Annotated in this window: 11 protein-coding genes; 3 read left to right on the top strand and 8 right to left on the bottom strand. The window is 60.8% G+C overall.

The features are described 5' to 3' along the window. The first annotated feature begins 29 nt into the window (after positions 1-29). Positions 30-1,685: a cbb3-type cytochrome c oxidase subunit II gene (locus HZ994_16330; GenBank protein QTN33813.1), complete on the top strand. Its 1,656-nt coding sequence runs from the start codon at positions 30-32 to the stop codon at positions 1,683-1,685. Between the two features lie 6 nt (positions 1,686-1,691). On the opposite strand, the gene polX is transcribed toward HZ994_16330, so the two are convergent. Then, complete coding sequence (polX, locus tag HZ994_16325) at positions 1,692-3,425, bottom strand: DNA polymerase/3'-5' exonuclease PolX (GenBank protein QTN33812.1); 1,734 nt, start codon at positions 3,423-3,425, stop codon at positions 1,692-1,694. Between the two features lie 98 nt (positions 3,426-3,523). Between polX and HZ994_16320 the strand changes: the two genes are divergently transcribed. Next, positions 3,524-3,970, top strand: coding sequence for a hypothetical protein (locus tag HZ994_16320; protein ID QTN33811.1), 447 nt, complete (start codon positions 3,524-3,526; stop codon positions 3,968-3,970). 11 nt (positions 3,971-3,981) lie between these two features. Here HZ994_16320 and HZ994_16315 read toward each other — a convergent pair whose 3' ends face one another. From HZ994_16315 to HZ994_16285, 7 genes are all read right to left on the bottom strand, one after another. Then, positions 3,982-5,436 carry a sulfatase-like hydrolase/transferase gene (locus HZ994_16315; protein QTN33810.1) on the bottom strand — a complete coding sequence of 485 codons (1,455 nt, stop codon included), beginning with the start codon at positions 5,434-5,436 and terminating at the stop codon, positions 3,982-3,984. A gap of 11 nt (positions 5,437-5,447) precedes the next feature. Then, positions 5,448-6,122 carry a ubiquinone/menaquinone biosynthesis methyltransferase gene (locus tag HZ994_16310; protein ID QTN33809.1) on the bottom strand — a complete coding sequence of 225 codons (675 nt, stop codon included), beginning with the start codon at positions 6,120-6,122 and terminating at the stop codon, positions 5,448-5,450. 37 nt (positions 6,123-6,159) lie between these two features. Continuing rightward, complete coding sequence (gene msrA, locus HZ994_16305; GenBank protein ID QTN33808.1) at positions 6,160-6,840, bottom strand: peptide-methionine (S)-S-oxide reductase MsrA; 681 nt, start codon at positions 6,838-6,840, stop codon at positions 6,160-6,162. A gap of 246 nt (positions 6,841-7,086) precedes the next feature. Beyond that, complete coding sequence (locus tag HZ994_16300; GenBank protein ID QTN33807.1) at positions 7,087-7,527, bottom strand: hypothetical protein; 441 nt, start codon at positions 7,525-7,527, stop codon at positions 7,087-7,089. 209 nt (positions 7,528-7,736) lie between these two features. Continuing rightward, positions 7,737-8,945: a tryptophan synthase subunit beta gene (gene trpB / locus HZ994_16295; protein QTN33806.1), complete on the bottom strand. Its 1,209-nt coding sequence runs from the start codon at positions 8,943-8,945 to the stop codon at positions 7,737-7,739. Then, the gene (locus HZ994_16290) at positions 8,942-9,667 is read right to left on the bottom strand and encodes a L,D-transpeptidase family protein (GenBank protein ID QTN33805.1); all 726 of its coding nucleotides are present in this window, start codon (positions 9,665-9,667) and stop codon (positions 8,942-8,944) included. Before HZ994_16290 ends, trpB begins: the two co-directional genes overlap by 4 nt. Before the next feature lie 49 nt (positions 9,668-9,716). Then, complete coding sequence (locus tag HZ994_16285) at positions 9,717-11,159, bottom strand: hypothetical protein (GenBank protein ID QTN33804.1); 1,443 nt, start codon at positions 11,157-11,159, stop codon at positions 9,717-9,719. 90 nt (positions 11,160-11,249) lie between these two features. On the opposite strand from HZ994_16285, the gene HZ994_16280 reads away from it, so the two are divergent. Then, complete coding sequence (locus tag HZ994_16280; protein QTN33803.1) at positions 11,250-12,329, top strand: M42 family metallopeptidase; 1,080 nt, start codon at positions 11,250-11,252, stop codon at positions 12,327-12,329. Positions 12,330-12,332: the final 3 nt, after the last annotated feature.

The following is a 12,332-nucleotide window of genomic DNA, read 5'->3' as shown; positions in this document are numbered from 1 at the left end:
TGGTGGTGGAAAAAATTCTGTTAGGTGCGATGGCGGTGGCGGGTGTGGCGGCGGGATTTCTCGCGGCATGGCGTGGCGTGCGCCCGGAGATGATCCGCGCCGCGCTGGTAGTTGCGGGAGTCGCGGCGCTGGTCGCTGCTTTCAATGGAATGCTTACAATTCTGCTAGTGATAGCTCTGGCTACGGGCGCGGCGTTGGGCGTGGCCACGGTTTCGCTCGCAGCCTTGTTGCCGGGGTGGTGCGGGATAGGCGCGGTGGCGTTGGGAACCGGGATGGGATACGCGGTTTGCAATCTGCCTTGGGTGTTTCCCCAATCACCGGCGCATCAGGCATGGATCGCGGCGGCCATCGCGGGGATCGGTGCGCTCGCTGTGCCACCGGCGGGTGACTGGAGAGTGGCAACGAGCAAGCGACCGTTGGCGTTCCCATTGGTTCTGCTTCTGTTCACGGCCTTGGTGTGGATGGACTCGGCGGCGTTTTTCATCATCCAGCATGAGGGGGATTTGAAATCGGCGACGTGGGGAAGCTCACTGCTATGGCGCAACGCCGCGTTGCATCTCGGCTTCGCGCTGCTGGCCGGGCTGTTGCTGAGCCGTGGCAAGACGCGGGGCGTTCCCATAGCGGCGTGGGTGATGCTGGCGGTGGCTGCGCTGTGGGTGAACGATGCCTCGACGCGGTGGGCGGCGGGTTGGCTTTATCCGTCCGCTGTTTCGCTCTATTCCGTGGCGCTGGTGGTGTGGCCGGGTTGGTTTTGTGGTGCGGTGGATTCCAAATCCGCATCGTGGAAGGCGGCGTGGCTGTTCGCGGTGGCCGGTTGGTTTGGATCGGCCAACGGCATCGGCATGGCGCAAACCTTGCGCTACGTTCCTACGTCATTCATCGTAGTTTCGGCGCTCGTCGTGATGATGGTTCTTTCTCTGGGTAGCGGACGACGGTTCTTCCGCCCCGCGATGGTTGCAGGCATCGTTATTATATGCGGATGGATCATGGGGAAACCTGCGGGGAAATCGGCTGAATCCGCCGTCGAGCGCGGACGGCAGGTTTACATCTCGGAGGGCTGCATCCATTGCCACTCGCAATACAGCCGCCCCGGATCGGTCGATGAAACGATCTGGGGAACCGCCGCGCAGGCTGAGATGACTTTGAAACAACAACCCGTCCTGATCGGAAACCGCCGCCAAGGCCCCGATCTCACCAACATCGGCGCGCGCCGATCCGATGCGTGGCTCAAAGCGCATTTCATCGATCCGCGCGCCCTCTCACCCGATAGCGCGATGCCGTCCTACGCTCATCTTTTCCAAGACAGTCGCGGCGATGATCTGGTCAGCTATCTGCGCCAATGCGGCATCGAAAGCATTCCTGATTTGCTCGCACGCCAGGCGGCCTGGTTGCCTGACAGGAAAAATTCCATGCCAGCGGACGGCAAGAGGCTCTTCGCCCGGCATTGCGCCGTATGTCACGGGGATGATGGCGCAGGGCAGGGTATGTTAGCCGGACAGCTTCCGGTGCCTCCGATCAATCTGCGCGACGGCCCGTTCATCCGCACGCAGGATGGGAAGGAGGAAACGATCGCGCGAATCATCAAGTTCGGCGTGATCGGATCGCAGATGCCCGGGCATGAGACTTTGGGCGATGGGGAAATGATCGCGCTCACCGACTATGTCCGCGAGCTTCGGACGAAGTGAAACCTTTCACCTCTTCGCCTTCGGGGTTTTCAGGAAAGCCTCGATCTCCGCCGCGCTGCGCGTGTTCAGAACGTCCTCCCGCCGCAGCCAGCCCTTTCTCGCCACCGCCACACCTTGTTTGATGTGGTGAAGCCGCGCCCGCGAGTGGGCGTCGGGATTGATGGAACACAATACGCCCTTGTCCCGCGCCCGTTTCCACCAGCGCCAATCCATGTCGAAGCGCATCGGGCTGCAATTCAGCTCGATCACTGTCCGCGTCGCCGCCGCGCAGTCGATGACCCGCGCGTGATCCACCGCGTAGCCGTCGCGTTTGAGAAGCAGCCTGCCTGTCAGGTGTCCGAGCATCGTCACATGTTCGTTCTCCATCGCGCGGCAGATGCGGGCTGTCATCGCGTCCTCATCCATGCGTCCGAAGTTGTGCACGGATGCCACCACGAAATCGAGCTGCGCCAAAATCCCGTCGGCGAAATCCAGCGAGCCATCCATCAGGATATCCACCTCGTTGCCCGCGAAGATCCGGAAGCCTCCGAGGGTCTTTTCCAGCTCCCGTATCGCCGCCAGCTGTTTGAGCAGCCTTTCCTCATCGAGGCCGCCCGCGAAGGCGGTTGATTTCGAGTGATCGGAAATGCCGAGATATTGCAGGCCAAGATCCATCGCCTCCTCGACCATGCCTTCCAGCGTATCGTGGCCATCGGATTCCGTGGTGTGGTTGTGGAATGTGCCGCGCAGGTTCATCAGCTCCACCAGGCGCGGCAGCTTGTTCTCCGCCGCCGCCTCGATCTCGCCGCGATTCTCGCGCAGCTCCGGCTCGATGAATTGCAGCCCGAGCACCCGGTAAATGTCCTTTTCCTCAAACACCTCCGGCCTCTCCGTCGAGTCATCGACCGGATTGAGCCCGTATTCGTTCAGCGACCAACCTTTCTTGAGCGCCAGCGAACGCAGGGCCACATTGTGCTCCTTGGAGCCGGTGAAATACTGGAGCGCGAAGGGGAACTCCTCGTTCCTGACAGCCCGTAGGTCGCAGTGCATTCCGTTTTTCAAACGCACCGAAGCCTTCGTATCCCCGCAGGCGATCACCGCATCCACTTGCGGCAGTGTTGTGAAATCCTCGCACACCAGCGCGCCCTCCTTGGTGGCCACGAGGAAATCCAGATCGCCGAGAGTCTCCTTCGCCCGGCGGTAGGAACCCGCCACCGCCACCCGTGAAACCTCGGGATGCAGCCGCAGGGTTTCCAAAATCCCCTCAACCAAATTGCCGATACTGCCGTAGAGATAGCGGTCGGCGAATTTCTCATTCGCCGCCATCCCCTCCAAGATCTTCGCCTGCGTCTTCGCTCCGAAGCCCGGCAGAGCCGCCACCTTGCCCTCTTCACATGCGGCTTTCAGTTTCTCCAGGGAATCGACGCCCAGCGCGTCATACATCGCCTTGATCTTCTTCGGGCCGAGTCCCTGGATCTCAAAGAGGTCGAACACCGTTTCCGGAAACTCCCGTTTGAGATTTTCGTAAAAATCCAGTCCACCGGTCTTCGCCATCTCCCCGAGCTTGTCGCGCAACGCTTCGCCGATGCCCTTGATGCCTTTCAGCCCGTCGTTTTTCGCGAGCTCCACGACATCCTCCTCCAGCGCAAGCACCACCTCGGCACCCTGCCGGTAGGCACGCACCTTGAACGGGTTCTCCCCTTTCAGCTCCAGCAGCAGGGCAATTTTCTCCAGCATCTCCGCCATTTCCTCCCGATTCATCACAACGGCAATATGTTCGCCGTCCTGCGAACACGCAAGTCCCACCACGGATCCGAATCCCCTTCCCATGCCCTCGTGCCATTTTCTAGCCTGTGTCCGTGAAAAACCTTTCCCCGCATCGGAAATTCAGGGGGGTATCGACCATCGAACCCTCGATGCGGCCTTTCTACCGGCGCAAGTGGCCGGAAGACCTGCCCAAAAGCTGCCCGATCTGCGGGGCGGAATTCGTCAGCACCGGATGGAACATCAAAGTCGGGCCGAACAGGATAGGGCGTGTCCTGAGGAATGCGGCGAAATGGGCTTTCCTGCCATGCATGTTAGGTGCATTTGTTGTGCCCATATTGTTCGATCGGTTCATCGGTGACTGGCTCTCAGAATACGGCGGGCAGTATTTCCTTGTGATGATATCCATTCCCGCCCTTCTCGGATTCGCCTCTTTGCTCACGCCGATCAGACGGACTTTGGAATGCAAGCAATGTGGGTGGAACCGGGATTATCAAGTGGGGAAAACGACCCCGATCCCGCCCCCCAAAGGGCAACCCTGAGTTCAGCCGCCCTATCGCAACTCCTCCGCCTCATACCTACTCCAGAATTCCTTTCCCTGAAGGTCGCTGAACTCATACGGGGTGTTGCCATCGTTGAGCAGAAGGCGCTCTTCCTTTAGCAAAGCCCGCAACCTTTCACGAGTTTCCATATGGGCGGGGTCAGCGGCGAGATTCTTGGTCTCATTTGGATCCGCCACCAGATCAAAGAGCTGGGTGTGCCTTTCCTCGCCCACGCAATACTCGATCAGCTTGAAACGTTCGTCCCGGACGGCGCGCTGCCAGGACATGAATGCGAAATACAGGCTGTCCCGGAATTTTGCAGTAGGCTCCTTGATCACCTCTACCATGCTCCTGAACTGGACGGTATCCGGAACGGCGATCCCTGCGATCTCACAAAGAGTCGGGTAAATGTCATACATATAGCAGAGCTGCGCGCGCCGCTCGCCTTTCGGAATGCCGGGACCGGCGACGATGAAAGGCACATGAACGGAGTGGTCATAGATATTCTGTTTTCCCATCAACCCATGCCTGCCAAGGGCGAGGCCATTGTCCGAGGTAAAAACGATGATCGTATTGTCCCGCTCACCGGATTCATCGAGGGCATCCAGCATTCGCCCGATCTGCTCATCGGTGTGGGTGATGGTGGCGTAGTAATCGGCGGTGTGCTTCCTGACAACCGCTTCGGTGCGAGGAAAAGGGGCGAGCTGCTCATCGCGGATTTTGAGCATCCCGTTGTCGAAGGGATGCTCCGGCATGAAAGAGGCGGGAAGCTGCATTCCCCCATCTTTGTACATCGCGCGGAATTCCTCGGGGCACTGGCGGGGATCGTGGGGTGTCTGGAAGGAAACGTAGGCAAAATATGGCTTCTCATCGCCTTTCTGCTTCCCCAGAAAGTCAATGAAGGCATCCGCATAGATTTCCGCGGAGTGCTTGCCCTCGTGGGCGGCTTCCGTTTTCGGCGAGTAGTCGCCTTCAGGCGAGAACGGGCATAGGGGCATGTTGTATTGGCTGCGCGTCATGCCCCGGAACAGGATTTTGTCCCCGGCGCTGAACGAGCGGGCGAAGGCACCGCTACGTCCCGGCTCATTCTTGCCGGTGGCGAAAGTCTCGAAGCCGTCCTCCCGGAACACCTGCGGCAGCGTCCTGAATTTTCCGGAAATCTCAAATCCCCAGAGGCTCTGGCACTCGATGTTCCAAAGCGTGCGGCCTGTCATCAGGCAGGCGCGCGATGGCGAGCAGACGGCGGGCGAAGAGCCGCCCATGATGTAGGCGTTGGTGAAAGCAACGCCTTCCGCGACGAGCCGGTCAGTGTGCGGCGTGCGAATCCGATCGTTGCCGAGCGCTCCGATGGTGTCGTGGTTCTGATCGTCCGTGATGATGAAAAGGACATTGGGCCTTTGCGCTGCCGCCAAAAGGGAGCAGAAGGAAACGAGGGCGAGGACGGCGCATGTGATCGGCTTGCCCATTTCGGCTCTTGTCAGGATTTCATCGCCTCATAGACGCTGACGACCCCGAAAGTCAGCGGCGTGGCCGTGGTTTCGGAAAACCCGGTTTCCGTTAGAAGCGAGATCATCGCATCCCCGGAGGGAAATTGCTCGATGGATCCCCCAAGATATTCGTAGGCATCCTTCTGGCCGGTCAGGAGCCCGGCGAGCTTCGGCAGGACATGGTGGAGATAGAGCCGGTAGGGCGTGCAGAGCGGCTTCGGGGGCAGCGAGAAATCCAGGATGAAAAGGCTGCCCCCGGGCTTCAGCACACGCCGCATTTCGCGGAGCGCCAGCGGATAATCGCCCATGTTCCTCAGCCCGAAGGCTACCGTCACCACATCGAAGCCATCATCCGGAAACGGCAGAGCCAGCGCATCCGCCACCAAGGTCTTGCGAACCCCACGGGAGGATGCGTGGTCGAGCATTTCCTTGCAGAAATCCGTGGCGGTCACCTCGCAGCCCGGGATCTCGTCCTGGATTTTCAGGGCAAGATCCCCCGTCCCGCTGGCAACATCCATCAGCGTCCCCGGCCTCAGCAGCTTGATCCGTTTGGTGACCACATGCCGCCACCAGAAATCCATTCCGAGGGACAGGACATGGTTGGTCAACACATAGCGATCCGCGATGCGCGCGAAGGCATTCCTGACATAGGTGGGGTCTGGCATGGCGGAACCCTAACGTCCAATCTCCGATCTCCAATCTCTATTCGTGCCTTGCGCCATCCTTCAAGAGCTCCGGGAACTTCGCTTGGAATTTCCTCAGGCGCGGGATGGAAACATTTCGGACATACGGGTTGTTGGGATTGTTCCGCTCATAGTCCTGGTGGTAGTCCTCGCCCATCCAGAACTTCTCGAAGGGCAGCACCTCTGCCGCCACCTCCTTTGGCGCGAGTTCCTTGTTCAGTGCGGCGATCTTTTCGTCGATGACCTTTTTCTGCTCCGCATTCTGATAGAAAATGATGGAGCGGTATTGTGAGCCATGATCCGGGCCCTGGCCGTTGACCTGGGTGACATCCTGTGAGCCAAAGTAGACGTCCACCAAGGTCGCGAAGCTCACAGCCTTTGGGTCGTAGATGACCTCCACCGCCTCCGCGTGGCCTGTCGTTCCGGTGTTGCTGCTCTCGTAGGTGGGGTTTTCCGTATGTCCGCCGGCATAGCCAGAGTGGGATTCCTTGACGCCTTTCACGCTCTCATACACCGCCTCCACGCACCAGAAGCAGCCGCTCGCGAAGTAGGCTTTTGCCAGGCCGTTTTCCACCGGCACCTGCACCGGTTCCTTTTTCTGGGCTTCGTTCTGGGCGGCCCTGTCCGTCTTCTGGGCGGTGCAGGATGTTGTGAACGCAAGCATGACGGATGCGGCGAGGAAAAGGATGTGGCCGTTCATGCAACTAGGAGACACCCTCCCGCCCATTATTCCAGTGGAAAATCCGCATTCTCTTGATGGCGCGCCATCTCTTGAGGCGTCAGCGCGTTTCCACGGAATGTATCGGCCAGCAACAGCCAACCCGATCCAATCAGGTGGAACATGCGGCGGAATGCGGGCTTTCATCTCCCCGCTGCGCTGGATGATATTGAGCTGGCTGCGTTTGGCCTTCCCGATTGATACCTGGCGGACGGCCCTGCCCGGAAATTAGTTGCGCCCATCACCGCCGCAGGCCGGGCAGGTATGGTTGTTACCGGCCGAAAGGGTGGTGGGCTGGAAAACATAGCCTTTCCCCCTGCAGGTGTAACACATCGTACCGGCGGCCCCGCGCTTGAGGACTTGGATTTCCGGTGCGGGCTGATTGATGACTCCGGCGCCTGGTGCGGAAGAACGTTCGGGTAGCAAGGCTTCGCTGCTGTCCCCAGCAGCGGGGAGCGGGATATGCCGGCTTCCAAAGTAACCGCTCGCATCGATATCTTCGGGATCTCCGTCGATGCCACTGTCTTCAAAGTGATCGTAGCCCTTGAGCCCCCCCTTTTCGAAGGGACTGTTGAAGCGGAAGAAAGGCTCGTTGGAGTTGGTGCAATTGGAAGAAATCAGCGCGATGGCAAAGGCTACGGGGAATCGTGCGGCTAGTGGATTCTTCATTCGGATAAAAAGTTCAACGGCTCCAAGCGGATCCGTCCCATGCTAATCATATGCGTGGCCGCCGCAATCCAAAAGGAACCATGGGTGCGCTCCATCACCCAGCGGGCGAAGGCCTCCATGACAGCGGAACAGGCATCACTCCCCTTCACCGCCAGATCCTGCAAACAACCGATCCCTCTAAGATGAGGCTAATGGAGAGGGCTCATCCTTCATTCCGATGGGGCATCCAGCAGAAACCTGGCCGCTTGCTCCACATCCTTGTCTCCGCGCCCGGAAAGGTTCACGACGATGATGCAGGACTTCGGTAGCGAACCGGCGACCTTCGAAACATAAGCGATGGCATGGGCGCTCTCCAGCGCCGGGATGATCCCCTCTGTGTGCGCGAGTTCCTTGAAGGCGGCCAGCGCCTCCCCATCGGTGGCGTAGGTGTATTCCACCCGCCCCGCCTCCTGGAGGAATGCGTGCTCGGGACCGATGGCTGCATAATCGAGCCCTGCGGAAACGGAATGGGTCAGCTCGATCTGGCCGTCTTCGTTGGCCAAGAGCCAGGTCTTGGTCCCCTGGAGGACGCCGAGCTTGCCGCCCTGGAAACGGGCGGCATGGCGCTCAGGGATGATCCCGTCGCCCCCGGCCTCGACCCCGACCATGCGGACATTTTCATCCCCGAGAAAGGGATGGAACAGGCCGATGGCGTTCGATCCACCGCCGACGCAGGCGACGAGCATGTCGGGCAAGCGCCCTTCGCGCTCCATGATCTGCTCGCGCGCCTCAACCCCGATCACCCGGTGGAAATCGCGGACGATCATCGGGAACGGGTGGGATCCCAGCGCGGAGCCGATGATGTAGTGGGTTGTTTCCACGCTGGCCACCCAGTCGCGCATCGCCTCGTTGACGGCTTCCTTGAGCGTTGCCTGCCCGGCGGTCACGGCGCGGACTTCCGCACCCATCAACCTCATGCGCGCGACGTTGAGCGCCTGGCGCTCCATGTCCACCTTGCCCATGTAAACGACGCACTCCATCCCGAAGCGCGCACACACGGTGGCTGTCGCAACCCCGTGCTGGCCGGCACCGGTTTCCGCGATGATGCGGGTTTTCCCGAGCCGCTTCGCCAGCAGGATCTGGCCGAGGGCGTTGTTGATCTTGTGCGCGCCGGTATGGAGCAAGTCCTCGCGCTTGAGGTAGATTTTCGCACCGCCCAGCTTCTCCGACCAGCGGTCGGCGTAATACAGCGGGGTCGGGCGGCCGACGTAGTTTTTCAGCAGGTCGTCGAGTTCCGCCTGGAACGCCGGATCCGCCTTCGCCTCCGCATAGGCTTTGGCGAGATCCTGCAAGGGCGTCATCAGGGTCTCGGGGACGAACATCCCTCCGAATTGTCCGAAGTGTCCCTTCGAATCGGGTAGTGTGGCGGTGTTACTCATGGCAGTTTCCATACGGGCTTGAGCTTCTGGTGCTCCGTCCGTGGCAGAAGGACGTAAAGCGGGCGGCGGCCCGGGTCAACTGTTGCGATGAGCCAGCGGAGCTTTGCCTCCTCCATGGTGGTGCATCCGGCGGTGGCCGCCGCCCCGCCCCGCCGCCAGATGTGGAAGAAAATCGAGGAGCCGCCGCCTGCCACGACGTTCGGATGGGCGTTGTGGGCGATGAACATTTTCAGCGAATGCGGGTAATCGTCCTGCTTCATCTGCGCCTTTTTTTCCCAGACGGTTTTGGGCTCATGGTCGAGGGTCAGGAACCGGTTGTAGAATTTCGAGGAGGCATCCTCCACCCACAGGTCGCGGGATGTGACCTGATGGTAGAAGGTCTTCGGGTGTTTTTTCACGGACTTATGGATGCCCCACACGCCGCCGAGATCGAAGACACCGGCGGGAGCCCGGCCATCACCCTCCTTTTTCAACGCCGCTCCAGCGGGATTCGGGTGAAGCCCCCTGCCCCACACCAAGCCCTTCGATCCAAGCCGCCCCTTCCAATCGCCGCCCACCTTTTGCCACGCCCCGGCCTTTTTCTCGAAATAGGAAAGCGTGACATGCGAGCTGTCCCAACCATCCGCGACACCTACGACACACTGCGAGGAAGCGGCGGGAAGCTCGAAGGCAGGCGCCATGGATGGCAGCGCCAGACAAAGGCAAAGGGTGGCGAATCTCATGGGGGAAACCTGCCGCCGCTGCGGGCGAAACGCAACACGATCCGCACACCTACCTCCCCAGCATCCTCAGCTTCGGCTCGTCCATGGAGAAAACCAGGGCCATGGTTGCGGTCAGGTGCAGGCGGGAGGACATGTAGTAGCCTTTGTCATACATGTCCCTCCCCGGCAGGGCCACGAAAGAGCCATCGTGGCAGCGGGCCATGTTCAGCCAGGCCTTGTTGTAATCCATCATGTCTCGCAGGGCTTTTGCGTCCCCGGAAACGTTCGCACCCAGGAGCCCCCAGCAAACGGAGAGCACGCTGTCGGCGTGGGCATCGTTGAGATATTTCCTGGAATCGCTCAGACCGTGGGAAACGACCTTGATGTAATCGTTGTTCACCTCCGTATCCCCCGCGAGACGGTGCGCTATGAGCGCAAGCCCCTGCCTGCCCGATGGCGCATAGGCGCACTGGTGGGTGTGGTAGCCGATGTAGCCGTCCTTGGTCGTGCTCTTCCGCACATAGGCCAGCGCGAGATCGATTTTCCCCTGATCCACCTCCGCCCCGCAATCCTTCGCCAGCTCGAATGCGGTGACCGCAAGCGCCGTGGTGATCGTCATCGTGCCGTATCCGCCGACATTCGTGTTGTGGCCAAAGCCGCCTGTGCGGAACTTGTGGCCGACATTTCCCATCTTTCCGTGGGTGCGCTCCTTGTAGTCCGCCATGTCCGCCACCTGGCCTTTTTCCAAAACATCGACGATGCCCTGAATGGTCGGCAGCACCCGCTCGTCCTTGGTTGCGAGGTAGTATTCGGAAAGCAGGATGCACTGGTATGAGGCCGGCCAGACCCAGATGCCGAACTCCGGGATCGTGTTCCACGAATACACCAGCTCCCGCGCCTGCTCCATTTTCCCCGCCGCAATCAGCGCGAGGCCGCTCATGCACTTCGCATGGCACTGCTCGCGCTTGATGAAATCGCTTTCGGAAAGGTAATCCATCGCCCCCTTGGCGAGACGGGCGGACTTTTCGCAGCCATAGGGGAAGGTGTCGGAAAAGCGGCCGATTGCCTCCAGCTCGATCGCCACCTCGGCATCCTTCCCGCCACGCGCCACGGAGAGCAGAAGCTTCCCGTCCTTGCCCTCGGAGTCCTCGATCGCGTTCCCGAAATCCATCAGCGGCCCCTCGTATCCGGTTTCCGGAAACTCCTTCATCCGCGTCATGTGGTGGCCGAACTTGTGAGCCACCTCGAAAGGCCTCCCGTTCACCCCGGTGATCACATCACCGATCTCCAGTTTCCCGTCCGCCGGGGAGCCCGCGAAAATGTATTTCACCGTGAAGGACTTGCTCTCCAGCGTCGCCCGCGCCCCGGTGGGACCAAGGTTGATGAGGTAGCCCGGCACCTCCTTGTCCGGGCCGTTGCTGACCGGCTCGTTCCAACGTCCGCGGTTGTTCTCCTCGATGGCATGGAGGGATGTGGCTGCAAGCGACAGGAGGATCGTGATTTTTTTCAACATCGCCAAACCCTACGCCCAGCAGCGGAGAGTTTCTTACAAGGGGTGGAAATAGGGATTTTCACGGCGGGGGATCTCACCCATGCTCCCCCCATGCGCTCCAAGGCCCTCTCACTGCTCCAGGAACTCACCGAAGCCCATTCCGTTTCAGGCCACGAGGACGAGGTGCGGGCGATCTTCATCGACGAGCTTTCCGATGTCGGCCCGCTGGCTACGGACAGGAACGGCTCGGTGATCTGCGCCCTCAACAACGACGGCCCGCGGGTGCTTGTGGCGGGGCACATGGATGAGGTGGGCTTCATGGTGCAAAACATCTCGCTCGACGGCTTTCTCCAGTTCGTGGCGATAGGTGGCTGGTGGAACCAGGTGCTGCTGGGGCAGCGGGTGCAGGTGCTCACCCGCAGCGGGGAGAAAATCACCGGCGTGATCGGCAGCAAGCCTGTCCATTTCCTCCCGCCCTCCCAGCGCGACAACCCGGTGCCCGTCGAGGCGATGTTCATCGATGTCGGCGCATCCTCGCGGCGCGAGGCGACGGATGATTTCGGCATCTCGCTGGGCGATCCGATCGCGCCGATCTCGCCGTTCACACCCCTCCACAAGATGGATCTCTTCATGGCCAAGGCCTTCGACAACCGCGTGGGCATGGCAGCGGTGATCCAGTCCGCACTTGCCCTGGCGGACGCGGACCACCCCAACGAGCTGGTCTTCGCCGGAAGCGTCCAGGAAGAGGTGGGGCTGCGCGGGGCGAAGACGCTTGCGAGCTTCGTGAAACCGGATGTCGCCATCGTCCTTGAGGGCCCGCCCGCCGATGATACGCCGGGTTTCAACATACTCGACAGCCAGGGGAAACTCGGCGGCGGCGTCCAGATCCGTCTCTACGATCCCAGCGCGATCGGAAACCCGCGCCTCGCCGAGCTGGCGATCGAGACAGCGAGAAAGGCGAACATCCCCTATCAGGTGACGGTGCGGCGCAGCGGCGGGACGGATGCCGGCTCCTTCCACATCGCCAACCAGGGGATCCCCAGCTTGGTGCTCGGCACCCCCGCCCGCTACATCCACTCGCACAACGCGATCATCGACATCGAGGACTACCTCGCCATGGTGAGCCTCACCATCGCCCTCGCGGGGAAACTGGATGAGGCCACGGTCGAGTCCCTGACCCGCTACATTTGAGGG

The sequence above is a fragment of the Akkermansiaceae bacterium genome (assembly GCA_017798145.1).
Taxonomy (GTDB): Bacteria; Verrucomicrobiota; Verrucomicrobiia; order Verrucomicrobiales; family Akkermansiaceae; genus Luteolibacter.
The sequence above is the reverse complement of the archived record's forward strand: the minus strand, read 5'-3'. Positions and strand labels throughout refer to the sequence as shown.